This window comes from Methylobacterium sp. D54C (assembly GCF_053345595.1).
The window spans coordinates 779,042-805,208 of sequence record NZ_JBKFAK010000001.1 but is presented as its reverse complement, the minus strand read 5'-3'; the positions used below and the strand labels follow the sequence as shown (position 1 = coordinate 805,208).

Below are 26,167 nucleotides of genomic sequence, written 5' to 3'. Positions count from 1 at the left end.
TGCGCGGGGCGGTGGTTCCAGCCGCGGGTGCGACGACCCCTGACCCGGCGTCTCAGCCCGGCAGCGTGAGGAGGCCGGCCTTGCCGTCGGCGCAGCCGAACAGCAGGCGGCCGCCGCGCGCGTCCCAGCCGAGCGCCGTGACGCCGCTCCCCTGGACGGCCGGTCGCACCAGCAACTCGGCCGCGTCGGTGAAGCGGACGAGCAGGATGCAGCCGTCCTCGTAGCCCATGGCCAGGACCGGCGCCTTCGGGTGGAACGCCACGCGGGAGACACGGGCCGGGCGGACGCCGCATTCCCGCGGGGCCTTGCCGGTCGGACCTTCCTTGGAATCGAAGGGCCACACGATCGCCGCCTCGGCCCCGCTGGTGGCGAGCCAGTTCCCGTCGAACGACCACGACATCGAGCGGACCTTGCCGGGATAGCCCGACATCCGCATGTGCCCGCGATCCGGCTGGAGGCGCCAGCCGTGCAGGCTGTTCTCCTGCATGGTCGACACCACGAAGCGCCCGTCCGGCGACCACGTAACGTCGATATGCGAGCCCTTCCAGGTGATCACCTCGGCCGGCGTCTCCAGATTGGGATACCAGAGGCTCACGCCGTTGTAGTGGGCGACGCCGAGCCGGTAGCCCTTGGGCGCGAAGACGAGGCCGCGGGCGGAGGACGGCGCCTCGAAGGTCTTCTCGCGGCCCTTCGCGTCGCGGGCCACGACGGTCCGGCCGGCCGACCACGCCACCGCGCCGTCGGGATGGGCGGCGAGCGCGTCGGTCCAGGCGCCGCCCTTGGCGAGGCCGAGCTGCTCCATCGCGCCGTCGGCGCGGATCGCCACCACGCGGCCGTCGTCGCCCCCGGTGAGCAGCCGGTCGACTCCGCCGGCCGCGACGAGGATCCCGCTGTCGGGATGGGCGGTGACGCGGGTGATCCCGTCCTCCCGCACCAGCGCGACCGTGCCGTCGCTGAGCGCCAGGGCCGGCACGTCCTTCAGGAAATGCGCGGCGAGCACGTGCTCGCCGGGCTCCAGCGCGGCGACGTGACTGGTGAGGGACGGGTTGCTGACGGGGCTGCTCATGTCGGGGGGACATTTGCGGCCGGCGGCGCGGTGCGCAAGACCAGGATCGCGGTAATCAACGCCAGGCCACCCGAGATCGCCGCCGGGGCGATCAGCGCGTAGAGACCGAATTGCTCGTAGGCCCGCGCGCCCAGGTAGGCGCCGAACAGCAGCGAGATCCAGACGGAGGCGTCGCCGAGCCAGCCGAGCGGATCTCCGGTGCGGGTCAGGGCCTGCGCGATCTTCTGGCCCAGGCTGAACAGCGCGCCGGTGACGAAGGTGGTGCCGGCCCGGAAGCCCTTCACCTGCGCCAGGACCGCGTTCTGGGATCCCATCGCCAAGGCGACGAAGAAGGCCGCGACGCCGAGTTCGGGCGACTGGAGTCCGAGCCCCAGACCGGCGAGGATCAGGAGCGACTCGTAGGCGAGGACCGCCGGCGTCGCCCAGCGCGGCGGCACCAGGATCGCCAGCCCGCTCCCGAGGACCGATCCCGTCAGGAACGCCAGGATCAGGATCGCCGGGAGTATCATGTGGTGCAGCTCGACCTGGGCGCCGAGAACGGCGAGCTGCGTGGTGTTGCCGCTCATGAAGGATGTGTAGAGGCCGCCGAGCCGTACGAAGCCGAGGGCGTCGACGTAGCCGGCCATACCGGTAAGGAGCAGGCCGACACCCAACTGAGCCGGGCGGTTCACGGTTCGGCCCCGCGGTCGCAGATCGGTAACGCTCTGTTAACCATTCGGACGCCTTCGTTCAGGGGTGACGGGCCGCGGTTAACGCGCCGCTCACCAAACCCGAGCAATTCGATGCAAACACGGTGAACGCCGCGTCGGAAGGGGTCGTTGCCCCAGCGATCCGGCTCGGGAACACCGTGCCCCCGCCGGGTGAGTGGGAGTTGCGTCATGGTTCCGTTCGCCGCCGCGTTCGTCTGCCCGACCCTGCCCGTTCCGGACCGGGGCGCCGCCACGATCCTGGTCGTCGAGGATGAGCCGACCGTGTGCGAGCTGGCCGCCGAGGCGCTCCTCGAAGAGGGCTACCGGGTGCTCACCGCCGCGGATGCCTGGGAAGCCGAGGCGATCCTGGCCCGGGAGAGCGTCGACCTGCTCTTCACCGATATCGATCTGGCCCGCAACACGGACGGCCTTTCGCTGGCCCGTTGCGCCCGCCAGATCTCGCCCGACCTCCCGGTCGTCTACACCTCCGGGGGGCGGGCTTCCCTGGCAGGCTGCGAGGCCGTTCCGGGCTCGGTATTCGTGCCGAAGCCGTACCGCCCGAGCCAGCTCGTGGCGCTGACGCAGGACGTCCTGCGCACCGCGCCCGTTCACACGTTCTGAACTGGATCTTCGAGGATACCCGCCATGTGGCGCTCTCTTCCCGCAATCGGCCTCGCCCTCGCCGCCGCGGTCGCCGCATCGCCGGCCCGGGCCGCCTGCGACGTGAAGGGTGCGCAGATCGAGGAGGCGATCGCCAAGAAGAGCGAGCTGCGTGAGGACGCCAACGCCCAGCTGGTGCGCGATCTGCGGACCCTGCGCGACGCCGCGATCGTCCTCGAGAGCTACAAGTTCCCCGGCGAGTGCGAGGTCCTGCTGGGGATCGTGCGCTCCCTGCTGGCTAATCCAGGCAAGACCATCGAGCAGAGCGGCGACACCGACGAGGAGAAGGCCGAGGACCTGATCGAGGCGCGCGAGCCCAAGGCCGCGGCGGGCGAGCCCAAGAACGCGCCGGGCGGGCCGAAGGCGAAATAGCGCCTCGCCGTCCGGGCCGCCGCGCCGCCTCAGCGCTCCTCGCCGGCACTGGCTCCGATCTTGGCGCGTGCCAGGGCGCGGCTGAGCTTGGCGGCGATCTGCGCGCGCAGCATCTCCGCCATCTCGATATCCACCAGGCGCCAGCTCAGGCCGCGCAGCCGCAGCCGGATCCGCGTGCGCTCGGCGCGTGACCCTTCCGGCGGGATCGGGATCACGACCGCGCGGAAGCCGCGCATCTCCAGGGCCGCGTAGTACGGCATGAGCCGCCCGAGGCCGCGGATGACCAGCCCCTCCGGCCGTGTGCCGGCCGGGCGCTCGAGGTCGAGCTTGTCGGGCCAGCCGTTGGCCAGCAGGTCCATCACCGTCTCCGGCGTCACCATCGTCTCGGCGAGCGCCAGGGCGAGGCCGTAGGCGGCGTCGTTGAGACGCTGGCGGTCGCGGGGCTCGAGGTCGGGATCGGTCTCGGACGCCGCGCGCATCGCGGCGGTGATCTGCCGGACGAGTGACAGGCGCAGCGTCCGGAAGTTCACGTGGCTCTCGACATAGGCGGCATCGTGCCGGCGCACCGCCTGCGCCAGGTCGTAGAGCGACCAGAGCGGGCTCATCGTGAAGGCGAGCCACGCCAGGGCGAGGGCGACCGGGACCGCGAGCCAGCGCACGGCCTCAGCGCCCCGTCCGCGCGGTCATGACCGCGCCGCCCATCGATCGAGGCCGGCGAAGGCGGCCACGACGCGCTCGTAGACCGGCCGCTTGAAGGGAACGATCAGGTCCGGAAGCTCGGAAAATCGCGCCCACCGCCAGGCGTCGAACTCCGCCTTGTGGGCGCCGCCGCCGGGCCGGAGCACGTCGATCAGATCCTCGCTGCCGACGAAGCCGTAGGCGAACCATTTCTGCGTCTGTCCGCGGTAGCGGCCCTTCCAAGCCTGCTTCATCACCGCCGGCGGCAGATCGTAGGGGAGCCAGCCCGGAATTTCGGCCAGGAGCTTCACGGCCTCGGGCGGAACGTTGGTTTCCTCGTAGAGCTCGCGGCGGGCGGCGGCCTCCGCGTCCTCGCCGGGATCGATGCCGCCCTGCGGCATCTGCCACATGTGCGGACCGTCGACGTGCTCGGGACCGGCATCCTTTCTGCGACGCCCGACGAAGACGCCGCCGGACGGCGCGATCAGGGCGATGCCCACGCAGGGGCGGTAGGGCAGGGCGATGCCCGGGTCGGAATCCGTTACCATCGCGGCGACCATAGGTCAGGGGGAGGCGAGGCGGCAACGTCGACCAAGTCTTCACCGGCCCGGAAGGCGCCGGATCTACTTGCGCTGACTTTGGACACGGACACGCTCAATCGGCAGTCGAGACCCGCTTGTCGCGGGCGCCCCGCAGCGCCACGCTCGCCGGCACGAGGCGCAGCCCGCGCGAGTCGATCTCCTTCGCCCAGCGGGCGATCCGATCGATGCTCAGCGGTGTCCCGGTCGCCGAGACCAGGGCGAAGCCGTTGGCGCGGGCCCGGGCCTCGGCCTGGGCGAGCGCGGCGTCGATCGCGTCGGCGCGCGGCGTGGCGTCCAATACGATCTCGGCACGGGCCACCGGCGTCTTGCCCTTGTTGGCGGGCGCCGCCGCGGGTTTCGGGGCCGTGCCGTCATCGAGGAACCCGAGACCGCGGGCGCCGATCTCGCGCAGGACCGGCTCGAAAGCCGCGTCGGCCATCAGCTTGGAGCCCATGAAGTTCACCGCGCCGACGTAGCCCGGGAAGCGGCTCATCGCCCAGGCGAGGCGGTCCGCGTTCTCCGGTCCCCGCAGCGCGGTCAGCAGCGTCTGCGGACCCGGATCGCTGTCGGGATAGTCGAAGGGTTCCATCGGGAGTTGCAGGAAGATCTCGTGGCCGGCATCCCGCGCGCGCGCCGCGGCGCGCTCGGCCTCGCCCCCGTAGGGCAGGAAGGCGAGGCTCACGGCGGCGGGCAGGCGCGCGGTGGCGCCCGCGGTCGCGGCCTGACCGACGCCGAGACCGGTCACCACGATCGCGATGCGCGGCCCGCTGCCGGCCTCCTCGGTCCGGGCGTAGACGTCGAGGGCGCGGATGCGGCCTTCGCCGAGCTTCGGCATGAGACCGTGGCGGCCCGCCTCGCTGATCCGCGGGTCGGGAGCCTGGGCGAGACGGGGGGCGCTCGGCGGCGGCACGCGGATCACCACCGCCTCGCTCGGCCCGCTGCCGGCCGGGCGCACGACCGTCACGCCGGACGCGGTCTCGACCTCCTCGGCGCTGCGCTGGAGGGGCGCCGTTCCCGGCGCCGTGGTGATGACCTGGGGCTGCTGGGCGACTGGGGCCTGTGCGGCCGGACGGGCCGCGGGTTCGCGCATCGCGATCGCCACCTGCACGCGGGGCTCACCGCCGTGGGGGTCGCCCAGCGCGAGCACGAGGCCGGCCGCCACCGCGAAGCCGGCCGCGAGCGCCGCGGCCGCGACCCGGGGCCTGCGGGCAGCCGCGATCAGCCGTCCGATCCGGCCTGCGGGCTGCTCCGGCGCCGCCTCCGGCACCCCGAGGGGGCGCGTGAGGATATCGTCGGTGGACTCGGTCAAGCGGCTCTCGATACGGGATCGCGGTTCCTGCGCCGGTCGGCGCGGTCCCAACCCTCGCATCCATTGCGGCCGGGTATGGTTAACGTTCCGCTAATGCCCGGTCCCAGAACGGGAAATCCCGCCCGGCGGGAGGCCGGACGGGATCGGGTCAGAGCGGCGCGGCCTTAGCGCGCGATCAGTTCGGCAGGCTCGGCTTCTGCTGCTGCGCGGGCGTGCCGTTGGCGGCGCCCTTCTGGATGCCGTGGAGGAAGTCGACGGCCGAGATCAGCTGCTTGTCCTTGGCCGGATCCGGCGGGACGTAGGCGGAGGATCCGCCGCGCTCGTCGGTGTCCTTCTGCTTCAGGTGGCCCTTCAGCCCGGCCTCACCCTTGGTCTCGTCCTTGCCCTTGAGCTCGTCCGGCACGTCCTGCGTGACCTCGACGTCCGGCTCGATGCCCTTGGCCTGGATCGAGCGGCCCGACGGCGTGTAGTAGCGCGCCGTGGTGAGCCGGAGGGCGCCGGAGCCGCCGAGGGGGATGATCGACTGGACCGAGCCCTTGCCGAAGGAGCGCGTGCCCATGATGGTCGCGCGCTTGTGATCCTGAAGGGCGCCGGCCACGATCTCGGAGGCCGAGGCGGAACCGCCGTTGACCAGCACCACTATGGGCTTGCCCTTGGTCAGATCGCCGGCCTTGGCCGAGAACCGCTGCGTCTCGTCTGGGTTGCGGCCGCGGGTCGAGACGATCTCGCCGCGATCGAGGAAGGCGTCGGAGACCATCACGGCCTGATCGAGCAGCCCGCCCGGGTTGTTGCGCAGGTCGACGATGTAGCCCTTGATCTTGTCGGCACCGATCTCGCCCGTGAGCTTGTCGATGGCGGCCCGCATCCCGTCGAAGGTTTGCTCGTTGAACTGGGTCAGGCGGATGTAGGCAACGTCGCCGCCCTCGATCTTCGAGCGCACCGGCTTGATCTTGATCACGTCGCGGGTGAGCGTGACGTCGATCGGGTCCTTCGACTCCTTGCGGCTGATCTTGAGCTTGACGCTCGAGTTGACCGGGCCGCGCATCTTGTCGACCGCCTGGTTCAGAGTGAGGCCCTGGACCTGGTCGTCATCGATCTGCGTGATGATGTCGTTCGCAAGCAGGCCCGCCTTCGCCGCCGGGGTGTCGTCGATCGGCGTGACGACCTTGATCAGGCCGTCCTCCATCGTGACCTCGATGCCGAGGCCGCCGAACTCGCCGCGGGTGGTGGTCTGCATGTCGCGGAACGCCTTGGCGTCCATGTAGCTCGAGTGCGGGTCGAGCGACGTCAGCATGCCGTTGACGGCCGCCTCGATCATCTTCGACTCGTCCGGCTTCTCGACGTAGTCGGTGCGGACCTTCTCGAAGACGTCGCCGAACAGGCTGAGCTGGCGGTAGGTCTCGGCCGAGGCGGCCACGGCCCGCGGACCCGACAGGAAGTCGGTCTGGGTCGCCACCATGGACGTTCCGGCACCGAGGAAGGCGCCGAGCATGATCAGGGAAGTCTTGCGCATCAGCCGCGAACCTTCTCGCCAAGTACCGTATTATTCGGGCTCTTCGCCCACCACGGCTCCGGATCGATGGAGCCGCCGTCCTTCTTGAACTCGACGTAGAGCGTGGGATCACCCTCGGACCCGCCGGGACCCGCACCCCTGTCGCCCATGCTGCCGACCGGTTCGCCCGCGAGCACGAACTGACCGACCTCGACGCTGATCTGGTCCATCCCCGCGAGCAGAAGATAGTAGCCGTCGCCCGCGTTGATGATCAAGAGTTGGCCATAGGACCGAAACGGCCCGGCGAACTGCACCCAGCCGTCGGCCGGGGACGAGACCGACGCCTTCGGGCGGGTCGTGAACGACACGCCGCGGGTCGTCCCGCCGTTGCCGTCGGGCTGGTTGAAGCCTCGTGCGACGCGTCCGCTCACCGGCCGCGGCACTTCGCCCCGCGCCTCGGCGAAATGCACCTTGGGGGCGAGCCGCGCCGGATCGCGGAAGCCGGCCGCGGCGAACCGCTCTTGCGTGATGCGCACCTCGCGCTCCGCGGCGGCCTTGGCCTCCTCGGCGGAGCGCTTCGCCGCGGCGACCTCGGCTTCCGTGCGGTCGAGCAGGTCCTTCAGGTTCTTGGCCTGCGCGCCGAGCTCGGTGGCGCGGCGCCGCTCGGCCGTGAGGCCGCTCTCCACCTCCGCCTGCCGCGCGCGCCGGGCGGCGACCAGGGCCTGCAGGCGCTGCTGCTCGCGCGCCCAGCCGGCAAGGTCGTTCGAGAGGCCTTCCTTGTCCTGCGCGATCAAACCGCGCAGCCTGATCATTTCCGCGAGATCGGCCGCGAGCGTGTCCACCTCGCCGCGCAGTTCCGGCACCACGGCACCGAGCAGCATCGAGGTCCGGATCGCGGCCAGCACGTCCTCGGGGCTCACCAGCACCGCCGGCGGCGGGCGGCGGCCCATCCGCTGGAGCGCCGCCAGGATCTCGGCGACGATGCCGCGCCGACCCTGCAGCGAGTGCCGGATCGCGGCCTCGCTCTCGCTCATCGCCTTCAGGCGCTCCTCCAGGCGGCTGAGGCGGTCTTCTGTCGCCTGCGCCTGTCGATTCGCGTCGAGGAGGGCGGTGTCGAGCTTCGCGCGGTCGGACCCGATCGCCGCGATCTCCGCCTCGAACTGCGCGCGCTGTCCGGCGCTGGCGGCGAGGGCGTCCTGCACGCGCTTCAGGTTCTCGGCCCGGCGCTCCCGCTCCTCGTTGGCCCGCTGGATCGCCTCGGGATCCGTGGGCTTCGGGGTCTCGGCGCGCGCGGCGACAGTGATCGACAGCGCGGCCAGCAGGGCGAGTGCCGCGCGCGCGCGCCGCGACACAGGCTTCGACTCGGGCTCGGACATCCTCACGGCCGCTCAGCCCGCCTCACCGCGATGGTACGGGTGACCGGCCAGGATGGTGAGGCTGCGATAGAGTTGTTCGAGGGCGAGCACGCGAACGAGTCCGTGGGGCAGGGTGGCGGCCCCGAACGACAGGATCAGCTCCGCGCGCGTCCGAATTGAGGCGTCCAGCCCGTCCGGGCCGCCGATCACCACGACCAGGGCCGGCCGTGCCGCGTCGCGCCAGGCGGCGACGCGCTCGGCCATGGCCTCGCTGGCGAGATCGGCCCGACCGCGCTCGTCATAGGCGACGAGGACACCGCCCGCGGGCAGATGGGTCGCGAGCGCCGCCGCCTCCTCGACGCACCGGTCCGGGGCGCGACGGGCGCGGGATTCCGGGATCTCGACGCTGTCGCAGGACGGGAAGCCGAGGCCGCGTCCGAGCTGCGCGGCGCGGTCGCGATATCGTGACGCGAGTTCGCGCTCCGGCCCGGCTTTCAGCCGTCCGACCGCGGCCAGGACCAGGCGCACGGATTCGGATCCGGCCTAGCCGGCCGCGATCCCGACGGGGCGGTCGGCGCCCCACATCTTCTCGAGGTTGTAGAAGCCGCGGACCTCGGGGCGGAAGATGTGCACCAGCACGTCGCCGGCGTCGATCAGCACCCAGTCGCAGGCCGGCATGCCCTCGACCCGGGCGTTGCCGTAGCCACGATTCTTCATCTCCTGGATGATCTTGTCGGCGATCGAGCCGACGTGACGCTGCGAGCGACCCGACGTGATGATCATCGTGTCGGCGAGCGAGGTCTTGCCGGCCAGATCGATCGCGATCGTCTCCTCGGCCTTCATGTCGTCGAGGCATTCGAGGGCGAGCGCCTTTAGGTCGTCCGAGCGCGCCTGACCGGCTTCGACCGGGGCCTGGACGGGGGTTCGGATCGTCTCCGTGTGACTGGTTTCGGGCAGAGTCCTGGTTCCTCGTTCTGCCGCACGGCGACGTCGGGCCTTGCGGGATCAGGTGAAATTGGCGGTATCGGGCCGCGATTGCAACCGCGCAGGCTTCGGCGGCGCCGTCCCCCGACCCGTGCGCGCGCGGATCTGCGTGGACGACAGGGTCGAGCGCGGCCCGTGCAGGAACATCCAGGCCGGCGGCGACCGCAGCGCGAGCGTCGACGCCGCCGCCTCGGGGACCCGGGCACCGGCGAGGCGCCGTGCCGCGCGGGCATTCAGCGGCGTCATGGTGAAGCCGGGCCGGTCGATGACGGCGATCGGCACGAGGCGGGCGATCTCGGCGAAGCCCTTCCAGCGATGGAAGGTCCCGAGGGAATCGGCTCCCATGACCCAGACGAAGTGAACGCCCGGGCACCGGCGCGTGAGGAAGCGCAGCGTCTGCACGGTGAAGCGGACGCCGAGCGCGGCCTCGATCCCGGTCACGGCGATCCGCGGGTGCCGGGCGACCCCGCGCGCCTGGGCGCACCGCGCCGCGACGGTGGGCAGGGCGCTCCGGCTCTTGAGCGGGTTTCCCGGGCTCACCAGCCACCAGACCCGGTCGAGCCCGAGCCGACGCAGGGCCGCGAGCGTCACGTGCCGGTGGCCCAGATGGGCGGGATTGAAGGATCCGCCGTAGAGGCCGATCCGCATGCCGGGAGCGCTCGGCGGCAGGGTCAGCCGCACGCCGAACCGTCAGTGCGCGTCACGGACGGATCTGGCCGCTGCCGTGGACCCGGTACTTGAACGTGGTCAGCTGCTCGACGCCCACCGGCCCGCGCGCGTGCATCCGCCCCGTGGCGATGCCGATCTCGGCCCCGAAGCCGAACTCGCCGCCGTCGGCGAACTGCGTGGAGGCGTTGTGGGTGACGATCGCCGAGTCGACCTCGGCCAGGAAACGGGTCGCCTCGGCGTCGTTGTCGGTGATGATCGCGTCGGTGTGATGCGAGCCGTAGGTCTCAATGTGCTCGATGGCGGCCTCGATCCCGTCCACCACCCGCACCGCGATGATCGCGTCGAGGTACTCGGTGTGCCAGTCCTGCTCGGAAGCGTCCGTCACCCGGGGATCGACCGCGCGGGTCGCGGCATCGCCCCGGACGGCGCAGCCGGCGTCGAGCAGGGCCTGGACCAGCGGCGCGAGATGCGTCGCCGCGCAGGCGCGGTCGACCAGCAGGGTCTCGGCGGCGCCGCAGACGCTGGTGCGGCGCATCTTGCTGTTGAGCAGCACGGTGCGGGCCATGTCGAGGTCCGCCGCCGCGGCGACGTAGACGTGGTTGATACCGTCGAGATGGGCGAAGACCGGCACGCGCGCCTCGGCCTGGACGCGCTCCACGAGGCCGCGGCCGCCGCGCGGGACGATCACGTCGACGCAGCCGTCGAGGCCCGCGAGCATCAGCCCGACCGCGGCGCGGTCGCGGGTGGGCACCAGCTGGATCGCGTCCTCCGGCAGGCCCGCATCGGCGAGCCCGCGGCTCATCGCCTTCGCGATCGCCATTGCGCTGCGATGGCTGTCCGAGCCGGCCCGGAGGATCGCCGCGTTGCCGGCCTTGAGGCAGAGCGCGCCGGCATCCGCCGTCACGTTGGGGCGCGCCTCGAAGATGACGCCGACGACGCCGAGCGGCACCGCGATGCGCTCGATCAGCAGGCCGTTCGGCCGCTCGATCGCGGCGAGCTGGCGCCCGACCGGGTCGGCGAGCGACCCGACCTTCTCGACCGCGTCCGCGATGGCCGCGAGGCGCCCGGGGTCGAGCGTGAGACGGTCGATCAGCGCGGCGGTCTGGCCCGCGCTCCGGGCGGCGGCCACGTCCCGGGCGTTCTCGCCCAGGATCTCGTCGCGGCTCGCGCGGATCCGCTCGGCGATCAGCTTGAGCGCGACGTCCTTCGTCCGCGCCGAGGCCAGCGCCATGCGCCGCGCCGCCGCCCGGGCGCGGCGGCCGATCGCCGCCATCTGCTCCGGAAGGGCGCCGGCCTCGGCGAAGTCCGATCTCAGGTTCAGGACGGGCACGCTGGCGTCCTCGGTTGTCGACGGCCGCGCGCGCGGCCCGGACGGGGGGAGAGCGCCGTATTTGCACATCGAACGCCGTCTCGACAAGAGTGCCGGGCCGGGAACGGTGGCGATCATCGAGACAAAAATTGTAAATAGATTAGCTTGTGTCGACGATTTCTAGAATAGTGCCAAGTCATCGCGGTGCACCATCCAGGCGCGACCGGGATAATTGAGCAGTTCCGGAATGCGCGCGCTCGGATGACCGATGATCAGCGCGGCCTCGGCGCTGTCATAGGCCACCAGACCGCGGCCGAGGATCCGGCCCTCAGGATCGCGGATCATCACGGCGTCGCCGCGGGAGAAGCTGCCCTCGATCGCCCGCACGCCCACGGGAAGCAGGCTGGCCCCGCTCCGGAGCGCCTGCTCGGCGCCCGCGTCGATCGTCAGGGTGCCGCGCGGCTCCAGCGAGCCGGCGATCCAGGTCTTCCGGGCGGCCGTGGGCGTGGACCCCGAGAGGAACCACGTGCAGCGCGCGCCGTCCCGCACGGCCTTCAGCGGGTTCTTCCCGCGCCCGTCCGCGATGACCAGGTGCGTGCCGCCCGAGGCCGCGATCTTGGCGGCCTCGACCTTGGTGCGCATGCCGCCCCGCGACAGCTCGGAGGCCGGGCCGCCGGCCATCGCCTCGATCTCGGGAGTGATCCGGTCGACCACGGCGAGGTGGCGGGCCTCCGGATCGCTCTGGGGCGGCGCCGTGTAGAGGCCGTCGATGTCCGAGAACAGCACCAGCACGTCGGCGTCGATCATGGTGGCGACCCGGGCGGCGAGCCGGTCGTTGTCGCCGTAGCGGATCTCCGAGGTCGCCACCGTGTCGTTCTCGTTCACGACCGGCACCGCGCGCATCTCCAGGAGTTTCAGCACGGTGGCGCGGGCGTTGAGGTAGCGGCGGCGCTCCTCGGTATCCTGCGGCGTCACGAGGATCTGGCCGGCGACGATGCCGTGATGGCCCAGCGCCTCGGCCCAGTGGCGCGCCAGCGTGATCTGCCCCACCGAGGCCGCGCCCTGGCTCTCCTCCAGGCGCAGGACGCCGGGCGGCAGGCCCAGCACCGTCCGGCCGAGGGCGATGCTGCCCGAGGACACGACCAGAACGTCGACGCCGCGCCCGTGCAGCTCCGCGATGTCCTCGGCCAGCGCGGCGAGCCAAGCGTGGCGGAGGCGGCCGGCACTGCGGTCGACCAGCAGGGCTGAGCCGACCTTGATGACCACGCGGCGGAATTCTTCGAGGGCAGGGATCATGATTCTTGCGGGACGGCGCGTTCGGGGCGGGTGTGAACCAAGACCCGCCCTTTGAACAGTCGGTCGAGGGCTACGGCTGCCAGGCGGCCGCCGGCTTCCGCTCTGCCTCGGCGCTGGCATCGATCTCGGCCTGCAGCGCGCGCAGCGCCTCGGGGACGCCCTTGCGGCTCGCCGAGGACAGGACAAGTGGCGCGCGCCCGGCGGCGCGCTTCAGCTTGGCCACCTGGCTCTTGAGCGTGTCGGCGTCGAGCGCGTCGGCCTTCGAGAGCGCCACGACCTCGGGCTTCTCCGCGAGGCCGTTGCCGTAGGCCTCGATCTCGCCGCGAACCAGCTTGTAGGTCTTGCCCGCATGCTCGCTCGTGCCGTCCACGAGGTGCAGCAGCACCCGGCAGCGCTCGACATGGGCGAGGAACTTGTCGCCGAGGCCGACGCCTTCGTGGGCGCCCTCGATCAGGCCCGGGATGTCGGCGAGCACGAACTCGCGCCCGTCCGAGCGAACCACGCCGAGGCCGGGATGCAGGGTCGTGAACGGGTAGTCGGCGATCTTCGGCTTCGCCGCGGTGACGCTCGCCAGGAAGGTCGACTTGCCGGCATTCGGGAGCCCGACGAGTCCGGCATCAGCGATCAGCTTGAGCCGCAGCCAGATCCACATCTCCTGGCCTTCCAGGCCGGGATTGGCGTGTTTCGGGGCCCGGTTCGTGGAGGTCGTGAAGTAGGCGTTGCCGAAGCCGCCGTTGCCGCCCTTGGCGAGGCGGATCTTCTGGCCGACCTCGGTCAGGTCGGCGAGCAACGTCTCGCCGTCCTCGGAGAAGATCTGCGTGCCGGCCGGGACCTTCAGGACTGTGTCGGCGCCGTTGGCGCCGTGGCAGTTCGAGCCCATGCCGTGCTCGCCCTTCTTGGCCTTGAAGTGCTGCTGGTAGCGGTAGTCGATCAGGGTGTTGAGACCCTCGACACACTCGACCCAGACGTCGCCGCCGCGGCCGCCGTCACCGCCGTTCGGTCCACCGAACTCGATGAACTTCTCGCGCCGGAACGAGACGCAGCCGGGACCGCCATCACCGGAGCGGACATAGACCTTGGCTTCGTCGAGGAACTTCACGACCTGAATCCTTTGTCGGGTGCGGATTCGCGACCCGCACCATCACCCTGTCGGCGGCCGCCGGCCAGTCCGGCGCCGCGGGGCCGCCTCAGGCGGCCCGCGTCATCGCCGGCTCCGACGGCGGAGTCTGCCAGCGCTGCCGGTCGAGGCTGAAGAGATCGACCGGAAGGTCCGCGCCGCGCGCCGGGAAGGGCCGGATCGCGCTGCCGGCCTGCGCGAAGCCGCAGGTCTCCAGCACGCGCCGGGACGCCGGGTTGACCGTGCGGGCCGAGGCGGCGAGTTCCGTCCCGCCCGTATAGGCGAAGAACGCGTGGCACAGGGCCGTCACGGCCTCGGCCATCAGGCCGCTGCCCCAGTAGGGCTGCCCGAGCCAGTAGCCGAGTTCCGGCGGTCCGTCGGTCCGCCCCTCGATGCTGACGACACCGATGAGGCTGCCCGGCGCCGCCCGGGGCGCGAGGGCGAGCGTGAGCGCCGAACCGGCGGCGTTCCGCGAGCGCGCCTGCAGTAGGAACGCGTCCACCTCCGGGGCCGGGAGCGGGTGCGGCACCCGCGCCAGCATCGCGGCGACCGACGGGTCGCCAGCCAGCTTCAGGATCGCGTCCCTGTCCTTGGCGGTCGGCCAGCGCAGCCACAGCCGCCGCGTCTCGATCCGGAAAACGTCATCACGGGTCAGATCGGGGAACATCGTGCCCTCGCAGGGCGGCGTTCCCGGCTCCGGGGCACCGCCTCAAGACGACGAAGGGGAGGATGGCGTCCCATCCTCCCCGGTGTTCCGTCCGACCTGGCCCGTCAGGGGCTCGGCAACGACGTCTCCGGTCCGGTGTGGGACACCGGGCGGGACGCCAGCTTCGCCACTCAGGGCGCCCGCCTCTTATTCCGCGGCCTCGGCCAGCGGGGTAACACCTACGAAGGCGCGCCCGCGGCGCGTCTCGAAGCGGACATGGCCCGGTACCAGCGCGAAGATCGTGTGGTCCTTACCCATGCCGACATTGGCGCCGGGATGCCATTTGGTGCCGCGCTGACGCACGATGATGTTGCCCGGAATAACGGCCTCCGAGCCGAACTTCTTGACGCCGAGGCGCCGGCCTTCCGAGTCGCGACCGTTGCGGGACGAGCCGCCAGCCTTCTTGTGTGCCATGGGATGAGCTCCGAATTCTGAGTGGCGTGGATGCGGTCGCGGATCGGTCCCTCAGGACCGTACGCGCCCAGCGTCTGGCGTGCGTCAGGCCGAAATGCCGGTGATGCGCACGACCGTGTGGTCCTGGCGATGGCCGCGCTTGCGGCGGGAGTTCTGCCGGCGGCGCTTCTTGAAGGCGATGACCTTCTTGTCGCGGCCGTGGCGCACGATCTCGCCCGTGACGCTGATGCCCGACAGGGTCGGGGCGCCGACCTGGGTCGCGCCCGCGCCGTCGGCGAACAGGAGGACCTCGCCGAAGGTCACGGCCTCGCCGGCCTCGCCCGCCAGGGAGGCGATGGTGATGGTGTCGTTGGCGGCGACGCGGTACTGCTTACCGCCCGTCTTGATGACTGCGAACATCGTTCTCTCGTGTTCTCGAACGGCCTCCGGGGCGGCTGCCCCTGGACCGGCTTCTTGTTTGAAGTCATTGAACGGGCGTTCGGCCCGGACAACGCGAAACGCGCGGACCCCAGCTGAGGCCGCGCGCCATGCGGGGTCAGTACGGGCGCGGCGGCGCCGTGTCAATCCGCGGCGGCCTGCCGGGCGGTGTCACCGGATCGGCGCGCCGGTCGCCAGGATGCCCTTCGCGACGCTGCCCGCCGGGCCGAAGGCGGCGAGGGCCTGCGCGCACCACGTCTCCCGGCCGTCGGCGGCGAGCTGCTGGCGCACCTGCGTGGCGCGGGTGCGCAGCTTCTCCTCCAGGATCGCCTCCTGGCCGGCATTGACGCGTGCCGCGAGGCGGAGCGTCGTCAGCTGGCCGGCCCGGACCTGCACGCCCGGGCAGGCCTGCTCGGCGATGATGGTCGTGGCCGCCGCCGAGGCGTAATTGTCGAGGGCCGAGGCCGGCGCGGCCGGATTGGCCGGCGCGGCGGGCACCTGCGCGGCGGCCGTCCCCGCGAGATTCAGCGTCAGGGCTAGCGTCAGGGCAAGGGTGGGGACACCGACACGCCACACGGCTGAGACCTCCAGGGTAAGCATCGATCGGCGCGGTGGCGCGCCCGCACCTTCGCGACGATGCGGGGCGCCGACCGGGAGACGCGCGTTCCCTTGGGTGCGCCCCTCGCCGCGACGCCGCGACGGCGGCTGACTACACGTCCGGCGACGGGGCGTCACCCGCCGCGTCGGCGCGCGGTCGGCGCGCGGTTGGCAGACGGACCGGCCGTCAGGGCGCGGCCTTGAACTCGCCCTCGATGCGCAGGCTCACCTCGTCGCCGAGCTGCGGCAGGTAGGCGTTGATGCCGAAATCAGAGCGCTTGACGATCGCGCGCCCGTCGAAGCCCACGGTGTAGCGCTGGTCCACAGGGTGGATGCCGGCCTGGTTGAAGGTGGCGTCGATCGCGAACGGCCGGACCGTCCCCCGCAGGTTGAGGTCGCCGGTGATCCGCGCGGTGGTCGGGCTGGTGGGCTCGACCTTGGTGGCGGTGAAGGTGGCGGACGGGAACTTGGCCGTGTCGAAGAAATCCGGGGCCGCGAGGTGCTCGTTCAGACGGGTGCTGCCGGTGATGACGCCGCCGAGCGGCACGGTCACCTCGAGGCGGCTCTTCTCGGGCGCCTTCGGGTCGAGCTGGAGCGTGCCGCTCAGGCCGGTGAACTGGCCGTAATAGGTCGAGTAGCCGAGATGCGAGACCGACCACGTGACCTTGCCGTGATCCGGATCGAGGACGTAGCTGCCGGGCCGGACCTGCGTCGGATCCGCGCTCGGCGCGACCGGTGCGGGCGGGGCCGCCGGGTTGTCCGCCGCCCGGGCCGGGCCGGCGCAGAGCAGGCCGATCAGGACAAGAAGTGGCGCGCGCATGTCATCCCCCCGTGACCGGCCAAGCTCGGCCGGCGCGGGCCCGTGATTTCATGATCTCCCTGCGCGCTCAAGCACGTCTGGCGAAGGCCGCCGCGGTTCTGTAGGCAAGCCGAGGTAGCGGCAGGCGTGGCATGATCGGCAAGCTCAAGGGCGTCGTGGACTCGTTCGGCGAGGATTTCGTGATCCTCGACGTGTCGGGGGTCGGCTACATCGTTCACTGCTCGGCGCGGACTTTGCAGCGCATGCCCAAGGTCGGCGAGCCCGCGGCGCTGTCGATCGAGACCCACGTCCGCGAGGACATGATCCGCCTCTACGGCTTCCGCTCGGACGCCGAGCGCGAGTGGTTCCGCCTGCTCCAGACCGTCCAGGGCGTCGGCGCGCGGGTGGCGCTCGGCGTTCTGTCGGTGCTGGAGCCCGAGGCGCTGGCGAGCGCCATCGCCACCGGCGACAAGGGCTCGATCAGCCGAGCCCCGGGCGTCGGGCCGCGCCTCGCCGCCCGGCTCGCCGCCGAGCTCAAGGACAAGGCCCCGGCCTTCGCGCCCGTCGATCCCGCGCTGGTCGCCCTCGCGGGCGCCGTTGAGGAGGGCGCCGCCCCGCAGCCGGTGGCGGACGCCGTCTCGGCCCTGGTCAATCTCGGCTACCCGCAGGTCCAGGCCGCCGCCGCCATCGCGGCCGCGCTCAAGGGTGCGGGGGAGGGCGCCGAGGCCAAAGTGCTCATCCGGCTCGGCCTGCGCGAACTCGCCCGCTGACGGCCCGACCTGACAGTTGGGGCGCAGTCAGATCGCGCGCCCTTGACCTGCGCGACCCGCGGTGCCATGTCGACCGCAACCAGTAAGACATTGAAAAGCCTGCTACTTTTCAACTCTTCTAAACTGGAGCGGGTGCTCGGGACGGTCGTCGACGACCGCGGCGGGCACGGGGATGACGGGATTTGCGGCGCGCATGATCGTCTGTTCTTGTAACGTCTTATCGGACGGCGCCGTGCGCGGCTGCCTGGCCCCCGGACCCGGCTGCCCGCGCACGCCCGCGCAGGTCTACGCCTGCCTCGGCTGCAGCCCGAAATGCGGGCGCTGTGCCCGCACGATCCGCGCGATCATGCAGACCGCGCTGGGCGAGGCCGCGGCGGCGGAGAGCAGCCATGCTTGCACGACGGCTTGCGCGAGCGCCTGTAGTTTGGTGAAATTCCAAACTGCGGATGAGGGAGTCGCGGCCTGATGCTTCTACCCCCCGCCTGAGAGCACGGTAAGGAGTACGGGGGCATGAAGGGCGACACCAAGGTCATCGAGTATCTGAATCGCGGCCTGCGCAGCGAGCTGACGGCCGTCAGCCAGTACTGGCTGCATTTCCGCATGCTCAATGACTGGGGCTACGTCGAGCTGGCGAAGTTCTGGCGCAAGGAATCGATCGAGGAGATGAACCACGCCGACCGGTTCATCGACCGGATCCTGTTCCTCGACGGGTTCCCGAACCTGCAGGAGCTCGACCCGCTGCGGATCGGCCAGAACGTCCAGGAGATCCTGGAATCCGATCTCGCCGCCGAGAACGAGGCCCGCAGCCTCTACCTCGAGGCCGCGAAGTACTGCGATTCGATCAACGACCGCGTGTCGAAGCGCCTCTTCGAGGATCTGGCCGAGGACGAGGAGGGGCACATCGACTTCCTCGAGACCCAGCTGGAGCTGATCAAGCAGATCGGCCTGCCGCTCTACGCGCAGAAGCATATCGGCGGCCTCGAGCAGATCGCCCCCGAGAAGGAGTGAGAGCGCCCGGGCTCCCGCCGCCCGCGCGGCGGAGCGGGGACCCGGACAGCGATGCGGGCAGGGGCGGGGCCGGCGCGGCCGCGTTCCTGCCCGCCTGAGACGGCAAGCTGGGGAACGGGATGCGGCTCGTGGTGGTCGGCGCCGACGGGCGCATGGGGCGGATGCTGATCCGCGCGGTGGCGCAGGCCGAGGGCTGCACGCTCTCAGCGGCGATCGAGCGCGACGGCTCGCCGGCGCTCGGCCAGGACGCCGGCGTCCTCGCCGGGCTGCCGCCCCTCGACGTTCCCGTCACCGACGACGCCCTCACGGCCTTCGCGGGCGCCGACGGCGTCCTCGACTTCACCGCGCCGGCCGCCACGGTCGCCTTCGCCGAGCTCGCCGCCCAGGCGCGCATCGTCCACGTCGTCGGCACGACCGGCCTCTCGGAGGACGATTTCGCCAAGCTGAAGGCGGCCTCGTACCACGCCCGCATCGTGCAGTCGGGCAACATGTCGCTCGGCATCAACCTGATGGCCGCCCTGGTCCGGCGGGTCGCCAAGGCCCTGGGCGACGAGTTCGACATCGAGATCGCCGAGATGCACCACCGCATGAAGGTGGACGCCCCCTCCGGTACCGCGCTGATGCTCGGCGAGGCCGCCGCGGACGGCCGCGGCGTCGACCTGAAGGCGGTCCGGGTCTCGACCCGGGACGGGCATACCGGCGCCCGCCGGCCCGGCGATATCGGCTTCGCCACCCTGCGGGGCGGCAGCGTCGTCGGCGACCACAGCGTGATCTTCGCCGGCACCGGCGAGAGCCTGACGATCAGTCACCACGCGGCCGACCGGGGCCTGTTCGCCACGGGCGCCGTCAAGGCCGCGCTCTGGGCGCATCCCAAGCCGCCGGGGCTCTACACCATGACCGACGTGCTCGGCCTGTGACCGGCGGCGCGACGGCGATGGAGCGGCTCCTCGTCCTCGTCCGGCACGGCCAGAGCGAGTGGAACCTGCAGAACCTGTTCACCGGCTGGCGCGACCCGGACCTCACCGAGCGCGGCGTCGCCGAGGCCCGGGCCGCCGGGCGCGGCCTCAAGAGGGACGGCTACAGGTTCGACGTGGCCTTCACCTCCGAGCTGGTCCGCGCGCAGCGGACCTGCGCGCTGATCCTCGAGGAGATGGGCCTGTCCGAGATCCCGGTCCTGCGCGCGCGCGCCCTCAACGAGCGCGATTACGGCGACCTCTCCGGCCTCAACAAGGACGAGGCCCGCGCCCGCTGGGGCGACGCGCAGGTCCACGCCTGGCGCCGGGGCTACGACGTGCGGCCGCCCGGCGGCGAGAGCCTGAAGGACACGGCCGCGCGGGTTCTGCCCTGCTACGTCGCGACGATCCTGCCGCGCGTGATGGCCGGCCAGCGGGTCCTGGTGGCGGCCCACGGGAACTCGCTCCGCGCCCTGGTGATGGTCCTCGACGGATTGACCGAGGCGCAGGTGCCCGATCTCCAGATCCGGACCGGCGTGCCGCTGGTCTACCGCCTGAACACCGACACCACGGTCGCCTCCAAGACCGTGCTGGAGCAGGTCGTCGACGCGGACCGCTGAGTGGCGACGGAACTCGCACCGGGCCTGATCCACCATCCGGGCTTCCTCGACGCGGCGGCCCGCGCGCGGCTCGCCGCGGAGATCGCCGCGGTTCTCGCCGAGGCGCCGCCCGTGACGCCGCGCATGCCCCGCACCGGCAAGCCGTTCTCGGTGCGGATGTCGAATGCCGGACCCCTCGGCTGGGTCTCCGACGGCGCGGGCTACCGCTACCAGCCGCACCATCCCGAGACCGGTCGACCCTGGCCGGCCCTGCCGCCGACCGCCCGCGCGGCCTGGGAGACGCTGGCGGCCTATCCGGCTCCGCCGGAAGCCTGCCTCATCAACATCTACGCGCCGGGGACCCGCATGGGCCTCCACCAGGACCGCGACGAGGCGGATCTCGCCGCGCCGGTCGTGTCGCTGTCCCTCGGCGCGGCCGCCCTGTTCCGCTACGGCGGCCCGAGCCGGTCCGACCCGACCCGCTCGGTCCGGCTGCAGGCCGGCGACGCACTGGTGATGGGTGGCGCCTCGCGGCTCGTCTTCCACGGCATCGACCGGCTCTACCCGGACGGCGACCTGCTGGAAGCGGCCGACGGGCCCGGGTTCCTGCCGCCGGGCGGCCGCTGCAATCTCACCCTGCGACGCGTCACGGTGCCGGCCACGCCATGATGCGCGACACGCCATGACGCGCGAGCGGGACCTAGAGCCGGTGCCGACCGCGATGCCGCCGGCGATCCCCGGCGGGCGCGTCAGCGCGGCGGCGCAGTGGCCGGCGCTCGCCGGCTTCGTCGCGGCCGAGGCCCGCCTCCAGGAGGCGGCCCTGGCGCGCGGGCGCGTCACGGCCGGGCTCTACGAGTTCGTCCGGTTCGGGCTCAAGCAGGGCTGGGCCTGCCTGTTCGGCGGCCTGCTCCTGGCGCTCATGCTCGGCACGCGCCTCGTCTGGCCGGCCCACGCGCCCGTCGCCCGGTACGACGCGCTGTTCCTCGCCGCCCTCGTGCTCCAGGTCGCGATGCTGCGGCTGCGGATGGAGACGTGGTCGGAGGCCCGGGTGATCCTGGTCTTCCACGTCATCGGCACGGCCATGGAGATCCACAAGACCGCGATCGGCAGCTGGGTCTACCCGGAGGCGAACCTGTTCCGGCTCGGCGGCGTCCCGCTGTTCACGGGCTTCATGTACGCGGCGGTCGGCAGCTACCTCGCCCGCGTCTGGCGCCTGTTCGATTTCCGGTTCACGCGGCACCCGAGCCTGCGCCTTCTCGCGGTCTTGTCGGTGGCGATCTACGTCAATTTCCTCATCGATCATCGCGGCATCGACCTGCGTTTCGGACTCATCGCGGTCGCGGTCGCGGCCTTCGCCCCCGCGACCGTGTACTTCAAGGTCTGGCGGGAGCACCGCACCATGCCGCTCCTGCTTGGCCTGCTGCTCGTCGCGCTGTTCATCTGGTTCGCCGAGAATCTCGGCACGCTGTCCGGCACGTGGCTCTACCCGAACCAGCGGCAGCACTGGTCCATCGTCCCGGTTGCCAAGCTCTCGTCCTGGTTCCTGCTGATGATCGTGTCCTACACGCTGGTCGCGCGGGTGAACGGCATCGCGACCTGGCCGGCCGTGCCGGCCGCGCCCGCGCGTCGGGAGCTGCCGATGGCCCGCGCGACCCATCTCGGCCTCGTGGCCGCGGTGATCGCCCTCGGCCTGCTGCTGCGCGTGCCGCCCTGGGGCCTGCCGCTCGCGATCCACCATTACGGCGGCGGGATCCTGTGGGGGGCGATGCTGTTCCTTCTGGTCGCGGGCCTGCGACCCGGCAGCTGGGGCCTGCGTGCCTGCCTGATCGCCGCCTTCGCGGCCGCCGCGCTCATCGAGAGCAGCCGGCTCGTCCACACGCCGGCCCTCGACGCCTTCCGGACGACCCTGCCGGGTCAGCTCCTCCTCGGCTCCATCTTCTCGCCGTGGAATCTCCTCGCCTACGGCGTCGGGATCGGCGCCGCCGCCGCGCTCGCGCTTTCCCTTCATCGTGAACGCAGGCGCGCCGCGTTGCCGGCTTGACAGAACAGGTCGCCCGGCAGACCCATCGGGTGCGGACTAACCCAAAGTTGGGTCCACCAGGAGAACCGGTTTTCGATGCGGATGCGCAACCTGACGCTGCGTCTCGGACGGGTTCTGTGCGCAGCCGCGCTGGCGGCCAGCCTCGGCTCGGCCGCCCGGGCCGGCGATCCCGTCTATCCCGCGGGCTCGCGCTTCGGCTTCGACCCGCCCGCCGACATGTCGCTGTCGCGGCGCTTCTCGGGCTTCGAGCGGAAGGAAGGTGGCGCGACCGTGTCAGTCGTCGAATTGCCCGCGAACGCCTTCGCGGAGCTCGTCAGCGGCTTCACCGACGCCAACCTGCTCAGCCAGGGCTTCGCGGTCGAGAAGCGCGAGGAGGTCAAGATCGGCGACAACGAGGGCATGCTCTACACCGGTGAGCAGCCCGCCGATCCCGGCTCGTCCGCGCCGGCGATCCGGAAGTGGATCCTCGTGGTCGGAACGCCGACCGTGACCGGGCTGATCATCGCCCAGGCGCTGCCCGACGCCGAGACCGAGGCCTCGATGCGCAAGATGGTGACCGGCGTCACCCTGCGGCCGGCCCTGTCGCTGACCCAGCAGGTCGATGCGCTGCCCTTCCGCATCGCCGACATGGCGGGCTTCCGGCCCGTGCGGGTGATGGCCGGCAACTCGGTCCTCCTCACCAGCGGCCCGAAGGACCAGATGCAGAATCTGGAACAGCCGATCCTCGTCCTCGCGCAGGCCGTGCAGCAGCCGCCCGGGGCCGAGCAGCGGGACGGCTTCGCCCGCGCCGCCCTGGCGTCCAATCAGACCCTCAAGGACTTCGTCATCGAGCGGGCGCAGAGCTACCGCTCGAACGGCGTCGACTGGCACGAGATCGTGGCCCGCGCCCTCGATCAGCCGACCAACCAGCCCGTTGTGGTCATGCAGACCATCCGGTTCGCACCGGACGGCTACGTCCGCGCCCTCGGCGTCGTGCGGCAGGATCAGCGCGACGGCGTCCTCGCCAAATTCCGCCAGGTGGTGGACAGCGTTCAGGTCAAGTAGCGCGTCACCAGACGACGGCCTGCCCATCGCGGCGCGGGTCGCTCGCGGCCACGTAGCCCTCGACGGCGGGATCGCCCATCCGCCAGATGAACTGGCCGGCGCCGAAATCCTGGTAGCTGTCCTCGATCACCTCGAGTTCGTGGCCGAGGGCCTTCAGGCGCTCCAGGGTCGCGCGCGGCATCGCCGCCTCGACGTTGATGTCGAGGCCCTCGTTCACCCGCCACCGCGGCGCGTCGCAGGCCGCCTGTGGGTTCTGGCCGTGGTCGATCATCCGCACCAGGGTCTGGACGTGCCCCTGCGGCTGCATGTTGCCGCCCATCACGCCGAAGCTCATCACCGGGGCTCCGTCCTTCGTGAGGAAGCCCGGGATGATGGTGTGGAACGGGCGCTTGCCGGGCGCCACCACGTTGGGGCTCTCCGGATCGAGCACGAAGCCGTAGCCGCGATTCTGCAGGGAGATGCCCCAGCCCGGGACGACCACGCCGGAGCCGAAGCCCATGAAGTTCGACTGGATGAAGCTCACCATCATGCCGGACTCGTCGGCCGCGGTGAGGTAGATCGTGCCGCCCGCGGGCGGCTTGCCCGGCCCGAAGACCTGGGCGCGGTTCCGGTCGATCAGCTTGGCGCGCTCCGCGAGGTAGGCGCGGTCGAGCATGGCCTCCGGCGTCACCTCCATCCCGCGGGGGTCGGCGACGTACCGGTAGGTGTCGCTGAAGGCGAGCTTCATCGCCTCGATCTGCAGGTGCTGCGACTCCGGCCCATCGACCGGCAGGCCGCCGAGGTCGAACTGCTCGAGGAGGCCCAGCGCGATCTGCGCCGCGATACCCTGGCCGTTCGGCGGGATCTCGTGCAGCGTGTAGCCGTGATAGTCCTTCGCGGTCGGCGTGACCCATTCGGGGCGGAACGCCGCGAGGTCGGCGGCGGTCATCGCGCCGCCGTTGGCCCGCGCGTGCGCGGCGATCGCCTCGGCGATCTCGCCCCGGTAGAAGGCCTCGCCCTTGGTCTCGCCGATCAGCCGAAGGGTCTTCTCGGCGCCCGGGAAGGTCACCAGCTCGCCGACATCCGGCGCCCGGCCCCGCGGCAGGAAGAACTCCGAGAAGCCCGGCTGGCGGGTGATCGCCTCGATCCGGGCCGCGGCCGCCCATTTCTGCTGGACCACCACCGGCGCGAGGTAGCCCCGCTCGGCGATGCGGATCGCGGGCTGCATCAGGTCGGCGAAGGGGAGGCGGCCGAAGCGCTCGCTCAGCGCCGCCCAGGCGGCGACCGCGCCCGGCACGGTGACCGAGTCCCAGCCGCGCATCGGCGGCCGCTCGCCGGCGCCGTACTTCTTCAGGAAGTAGTCCCGGCTCCAGGCGGCCGGCGCCCCGCCGGAAGCGTTGAGGCCGTGCAGCGCCTTCCCGTCCCACAGGATGCAGAAGGCGTCGGAGCCGAGACCGTTGCTGCACGGCTCGGTGACGGTCTTGGCGGCCGCCGTGGCGATCGCGGCGTCGACCGCGTTGCCGCCGGCCTGGAGCATCTGGATGCCGGCCTGCGCCGCCAGCGCGTGCGAGGTCGCCACGCAGTTGCGCCCGAACATCGGCATCCGCAGCGACGGATACCCGGTCACCCAGTCGAACGGCTTCATCGCTCAGTTCCCGGTCTCGGCAGCCCACGCGCTCCCGCGGCACTTGGCATACAGGATATCCAGCCCCGGTGAAGGCGTGGCCGGGCATGCCCGCCAACGAAAAACGCGGGCCCGAGGACCCGCGCTTCGTGAACGTGATGCTGCCTTGTCGGGCCGCTCAGTAGGGGCGGCCGTAGAGCGGCGAGGTCGGGTCCAGCCGGTCGACGAAGGAGAGGTCGACGTTGCGGATCGCCGAGGAGCGGGCGCCGATGAACGGCCCGTTGGTGATCGGATCCGGCAGGATGCCGCGGCCGAAGCGGTCCGTCGGGCCGTAGGGCGGGGTCAGCTGGTTGGACGCCGCGATCAGGTAGGGGTTCAGGGCCGGGTTGCGCGAGCCGCCGGCGCCCGGAACGTTCGAGGTCAGCGGCACGTTGCCGGCATCGAGCCAGCTGCGCGGGCGCACGCGGATCGGGAGCGGCCGGCTGACCCGGTAGATCGGGCCGGGGACGTAGCCATCCTGAGCCTGGGCGGGCGCGGAGGCCAGAGCGCCGAGGCCGGTGGCGGCGACGACGCCGAGAAGGGCGATCTTGAGCGAGCGCATGGCCAACCTTGTCCTTGAGTGCCATCAGTATGGCGACCGAAGCTTAACAGTTCGCCGCCTTTGACGATAAGACGCTTGGGCGAGGCTGTTGTTCCGCCCTTATGGCTGAGCTTGTGCGTTTTGCCACACTCCGGCCTCATTTTTTATTTTGCGGCCGCCGGATTAACGATCCGACCCTCCCGGGAGGCTCTGTCACGGCCGATGCCGGGCACGCGCCCGCCGGATCGGGCGCGACCGAGAAGGCCGCCGTCGTGGCGGCATCGGCGAGGTCGACGAGGCTCAGCGCGTCGAGCAAGCAGCCGAGGGCCTGCGGCTCCGGCGGGCGCGCGAGGGGCGCGCAGAGCCATCCGTCGAGCTGGAAAGCCGTGTCGCGCGTGACGAAGCCGGTGCAGGTCCGCTGCGCGGGGCCGGCGAAGGTCACCTCCAGGGTCTCGACCGCACCGAACTTCGTGCGGATCTGATCGCGGGCGCCGGTCCGGGCCACCGCCAGGGCCGGCCGGTCGAGGGCCGGACCGTTCGCGGCGCGCCGGGCCATGAGCACGAAGAGCGTCGGCGGTGCGCCCGAGCGGGGCCCGCGGGTGAGCTGGACCCGCAGGGCCGGCGCCTCGATCGCCGCGACGTCGCCCCGGATGAGGGTGTCCTCGCGCAGCCCGGTCCGCGGATCGACGCGGGCGGACACGCGCACCGGATCGAGCCCGGGTTCCGCGAGCCCGAACTGGGCGACCGAGGCCGCGGGCGGCGCCGGCGAGGCCTGGACCGACGGGACGAAGGCGGTCTCCGCGGCCGGCGGCGGCGCGGGCGCGGAGGTCGAGGTCTCGCCGGGCCAGCGGGGGAGGGCCCACAGGAGGGCAATCGCCGCCGCGGCGAGGGCAATGCGCAGGCCGAGAGATCCCGGGGAGACCGGGGCGTCCGGCGCGCGCGCGGCCCGGCCGCCCGGCACGCCGAGCCCGATCCGATCGACGAGGGGCGCTGTTCCGGTCAGGGGCGTGCTCCGTGGCGGCGGGAGGCCGCGGGGTGGACGCCAGCGTCGCGCCGAAG

General features: G+C 71.8%; 31 protein-coding genes and 1 pseudogene. 11 read left to right on the top strand and 21 right to left on the bottom strand.

Features of this window, described 5'->3' with window-relative positions:
- Window positions 1-52: 52 nt before the first annotated feature.
- Together ACLBYB_RS04025 and ACLBYB_RS04020 are read right to left on the bottom strand one after the other, a co-directional pair.
- Window positions 53-1,066 (bottom strand): WD40 repeat domain-containing protein, encoded by a 1,014-nt coding sequence (locus tag ACLBYB_RS04025; RefSeq protein WP_447697930.1) that lies wholly within the window; start codon window positions 1,064-1,066, stop codon window positions 53-55.
- Window positions 1,063-1,737: a YoaK family protein gene (locus tag ACLBYB_RS04020; protein ID WP_447697929.1), complete on the bottom strand. Its 675-nt coding sequence runs from the start codon at window positions 1,735-1,737 to the stop codon at window positions 1,063-1,065. Before ACLBYB_RS04020 ends, ACLBYB_RS04025 begins: the two co-directional genes overlap by 4 nt.
- Window positions 1,738-1,944: 207 nt before the next feature.
- Between ACLBYB_RS04020 and ACLBYB_RS04015 the strand changes: the two genes are divergently transcribed.
- On the top strand, window positions 1,945-2,376 hold the full coding sequence (locus ACLBYB_RS04015) for a response regulator (protein ID WP_447697928.1): 432 nt from the start codon (window positions 1,945-1,947) through the stop codon (window positions 2,374-2,376).
- Between the two features lie 24 nt (window positions 2,377-2,400).
- Window positions 2,401-2,787 (top strand): photosystem reaction center subunit H, encoded by a 387-nt coding sequence (locus tag ACLBYB_RS04010; protein ID WP_447697927.1) that lies wholly within the window; start codon window positions 2,401-2,403, stop codon window positions 2,785-2,787.
- Between the two features lie 29 nt (window positions 2,788-2,816).
- On the opposite strand, the gene ACLBYB_RS04005 is transcribed toward ACLBYB_RS04010, so the two are convergent.
- The 16 genes from ACLBYB_RS04005 to ACLBYB_RS03930 all read right to left on the bottom strand — a co-directional run bounded on the left by ACLBYB_RS04005 (window position 2,817) and on the right by ACLBYB_RS03930 (window position 16,531).
- Window positions 2,817-3,446: a DUF2939 domain-containing protein gene (locus tag ACLBYB_RS04005; RefSeq protein ID WP_020091472.1), complete on the bottom strand. Its 630-nt coding sequence runs from the start codon at window positions 3,444-3,446 to the stop codon at window positions 2,817-2,819.
- Window positions 3,447-3,470: 24 nt separating this feature from the next.
- Window positions 3,471-4,025 carry an RNA pyrophosphohydrolase gene (locus tag ACLBYB_RS04000; RefSeq protein ID WP_447697926.1) on the bottom strand — a complete coding sequence of 185 codons (555 nt, stop codon included), beginning with the start codon at window positions 4,023-4,025 and terminating at the stop codon, window positions 3,471-3,473.
- A 94-nt stretch (window positions 4,026-4,119) separates the two neighbouring features.
- Window positions 4,120-5,355: a divergent polysaccharide deacetylase family protein gene (locus ACLBYB_RS03995; protein WP_447697925.1), complete on the bottom strand. Its 1,236-nt coding sequence runs from the start codon at window positions 5,353-5,355 to the stop codon at window positions 4,120-4,122.
- Window positions 5,356-5,530: 175 nt separating this feature from the next.
- Window positions 5,531-6,868: a S41 family peptidase gene (locus tag ACLBYB_RS03990; protein WP_020091475.1), complete on the bottom strand. Its 1,338-nt coding sequence runs from the start codon at window positions 6,866-6,868 to the stop codon at window positions 5,531-5,533.
- A complete protein-coding gene (locus ACLBYB_RS03985) occupies window positions 6,868-8,223 on the bottom strand; it encodes a murein hydrolase activator EnvC family protein (protein ID WP_447697924.1) in 1,356 nt (451 codons plus the stop codon). Before ACLBYB_RS03985 ends, ACLBYB_RS03990 begins: the two co-directional genes overlap by 1 nt.
- 12 nt (window positions 8,224-8,235) lie before the next feature.
- Window positions 8,236-8,730, bottom strand: coding sequence for a 23S rRNA (pseudouridine(1915)-N(3))-methyltransferase RlmH (rlmH, locus tag ACLBYB_RS03980; protein ID WP_020091477.1), 495 nt, complete (start codon window positions 8,728-8,730; stop codon window positions 8,236-8,238).
- 15 nt (window positions 8,731-8,745) lie between these two features.
- Window positions 8,746-9,132 (bottom strand): ribosome silencing factor, encoded by a 387-nt coding sequence (gene rsfS / locus ACLBYB_RS03975; protein ID WP_081636441.1) that lies wholly within the window; start codon window positions 9,130-9,132, stop codon window positions 8,746-8,748.
- A 75-nt stretch (window positions 9,133-9,207) separates the two neighbouring features.
- Entirely contained in the window at window positions 9,208-9,867 is a 660-nt protein-coding gene (locus ACLBYB_RS03970; RefSeq protein ID WP_447697923.1) for a nicotinate-nucleotide adenylyltransferase, read from the bottom strand.
- A 19-nt stretch (window positions 9,868-9,886) separates the two neighbouring features.
- On the bottom strand, window positions 9,887-11,185 hold the full coding sequence (locus tag ACLBYB_RS03965) for a glutamate-5-semialdehyde dehydrogenase (RefSeq protein ID WP_447697922.1): 1,299 nt from the start codon (window positions 11,183-11,185) through the stop codon (window positions 9,887-9,889).
- 159 nt (window positions 11,186-11,344) lie between these two features.
- Window positions 11,345-12,460, bottom strand: coding sequence for a glutamate 5-kinase (gene proB / locus ACLBYB_RS03960; RefSeq protein WP_100250928.1), 1,116 nt, complete (start codon window positions 12,458-12,460; stop codon window positions 11,345-11,347).
- Window positions 12,461-12,530: 70 nt separating this feature from the next.
- Window positions 12,531-13,559 carry a GTPase ObgE gene (gene obgE / locus ACLBYB_RS03955; RefSeq protein ID WP_447697921.1) on the bottom strand — a complete coding sequence of 343 codons (1,029 nt, stop codon included), beginning with the start codon at window positions 13,557-13,559 and terminating at the stop codon, window positions 12,531-12,533.
- Window positions 13,560-13,647: 88 nt separating this feature from the next.
- Window positions 13,648-14,244 carry a GNAT family N-acetyltransferase gene (locus ACLBYB_RS03950; RefSeq protein ID WP_447697920.1) on the bottom strand — a complete coding sequence of 199 codons (597 nt, stop codon included), beginning with the start codon at window positions 14,242-14,244 and terminating at the stop codon, window positions 13,648-13,650.
- A 186-nt stretch (window positions 14,245-14,430) separates the two neighbouring features.
- A complete protein-coding gene (rpmA, locus tag ACLBYB_RS03945) occupies window positions 14,431-14,697 on the bottom strand; it encodes a 50S ribosomal protein L27 (protein WP_012317134.1) in 267 nt (88 codons plus the stop codon).
- An 84-nt stretch (window positions 14,698-14,781) separates the two neighbouring features.
- Complete coding sequence (gene rplU / locus ACLBYB_RS03940) at window positions 14,782-15,096, bottom strand: 50S ribosomal protein L21 (RefSeq protein WP_010683509.1); 315 nt, start codon at window positions 15,094-15,096, stop codon at window positions 14,782-14,784.
- 189 nt (window positions 15,097-15,285) lie between these two features.
- Window positions 15,286-15,690 carry a hypothetical protein gene (locus ACLBYB_RS03935; protein WP_447697919.1) on the bottom strand — a complete coding sequence of 135 codons (405 nt, stop codon included), beginning with the start codon at window positions 15,688-15,690 and terminating at the stop codon, window positions 15,286-15,288.
- Window positions 15,691-15,898: 208 nt separating this feature from the next.
- Window positions 15,899-16,531 (bottom strand): YceI family protein, encoded by a 633-nt coding sequence (locus ACLBYB_RS03930; RefSeq protein WP_447697918.1) that lies wholly within the window; start codon window positions 16,529-16,531, stop codon window positions 15,899-15,901.
- 131 nt (window positions 16,532-16,662) lie between these two features.
- Between ACLBYB_RS03930 and ruvA the strand changes: the two genes are divergently transcribed.
- The 9 genes and pseudogenes from ruvA to ACLBYB_RS03885 all read left to right on the top strand — a co-directional run bounded on the left by ruvA (window position 16,663) and on the right by ACLBYB_RS03885 (window position 22,925).
- Window positions 16,663-17,280, top strand: a complete 618-nt coding sequence (ruvA, locus tag ACLBYB_RS03925) for a Holliday junction branch migration protein RuvA (RefSeq protein ID WP_020091486.1) — start codon at window positions 16,663-16,665, stop codon at window positions 17,278-17,280.
- 193 nt (window positions 17,281-17,473) lie between these two features.
- On the top strand, window positions 17,474-17,746 hold the full coding sequence (locus tag ACLBYB_RS03920) for a (2Fe-2S)-binding protein (RefSeq protein WP_083916283.1): 273 nt from the start codon (window positions 17,474-17,476) through the stop codon (window positions 17,744-17,746).
- Between the two features lie 44 nt (window positions 17,747-17,790).
- Window positions 17,791-18,288: a bacterioferritin gene (gene bfr / locus ACLBYB_RS03915; RefSeq protein WP_012317139.1), complete on the top strand. Its 498-nt coding sequence runs from the start codon at window positions 17,791-17,793 to the stop codon at window positions 18,286-18,288.
- Window positions 18,289-18,407: 119 nt separating this feature from the next.
- On the top strand, window positions 18,408-19,205 hold the full coding sequence (dapB, locus tag ACLBYB_RS03910) for a 4-hydroxy-tetrahydrodipicolinate reductase (RefSeq protein WP_447697917.1): 798 nt from the start codon (window positions 18,408-18,410) through the stop codon (window positions 19,203-19,205).
- Between the two features lie 17 nt (window positions 19,206-19,222).
- A complete protein-coding gene (locus ACLBYB_RS03905; RefSeq protein ID WP_447698142.1) occupies window positions 19,223-19,861 on the top strand; it encodes a 2,3-bisphosphoglycerate-dependent phosphoglycerate mutase in 639 nt (212 codons plus the stop codon).
- Entirely contained in the window at window positions 19,862-20,509 is a 648-nt protein-coding gene (locus tag ACLBYB_RS03900; RefSeq protein ID WP_447697916.1) for an alpha-ketoglutarate-dependent dioxygenase AlkB, read from the top strand.
- Between the two features lie 52 nt (window positions 20,510-20,561).
- A pseudogene (locus tag ACLBYB_RS03895) lies at window positions 20,562-21,491 on the top strand (DUF817 domain-containing protein); the annotation flags it as partial.
- Entirely contained in the window at window positions 21,480-21,881 is a 402-nt protein-coding gene (locus ACLBYB_RS03890) for a ribosomal maturation YjgA family protein (protein WP_447698141.1), read from the top strand. The pseudogene ACLBYB_RS03895 and the gene ACLBYB_RS03890, both read left to right, overlap by 12 nt.
- Window positions 21,882-21,956: 75 nt before the next feature.
- Window positions 21,957-22,925 carry a hypothetical protein gene (locus ACLBYB_RS03885; protein ID WP_020091491.1) on the top strand — a complete coding sequence of 323 codons (969 nt, stop codon included), beginning with the start codon at window positions 21,957-21,959 and terminating at the stop codon, window positions 22,923-22,925.
- A 4-nt stretch (window positions 22,926-22,929) separates the two neighbouring features.
- Here the strand turns inward: ACLBYB_RS03885 and ACLBYB_RS03880 are convergent, their stop codons facing one another.
- The 3 genes from ACLBYB_RS03880 to ACLBYB_RS03870 all read right to left on the bottom strand — a co-directional run bounded on the left by ACLBYB_RS03880 (window position 22,930) and on the right by ACLBYB_RS03870 (window position 26,069).
- Window positions 22,930-24,549: a gamma-glutamyltransferase family protein gene (locus tag ACLBYB_RS03880; protein ID WP_447697915.1), complete on the bottom strand. Its 1,620-nt coding sequence runs from the start codon at window positions 24,547-24,549 to the stop codon at window positions 22,930-22,932.
- Between the two features lie 157 nt (window positions 24,550-24,706).
- Window positions 24,707-25,129, bottom strand: a complete 423-nt coding sequence (locus tag ACLBYB_RS03875) for a hypothetical protein (protein WP_020091493.1) — start codon at window positions 25,127-25,129, stop codon at window positions 24,707-24,709.
- A 136-nt stretch (window positions 25,130-25,265) separates the two neighbouring features.
- Window positions 25,266-26,069, bottom strand: coding sequence for a hypothetical protein (locus ACLBYB_RS03870; RefSeq protein WP_447697914.1), 804 nt, complete (start codon window positions 26,067-26,069; stop codon window positions 25,266-25,268).
- Between the last annotated feature and the right edge of the window lie 98 nt (window positions 26,070-26,167).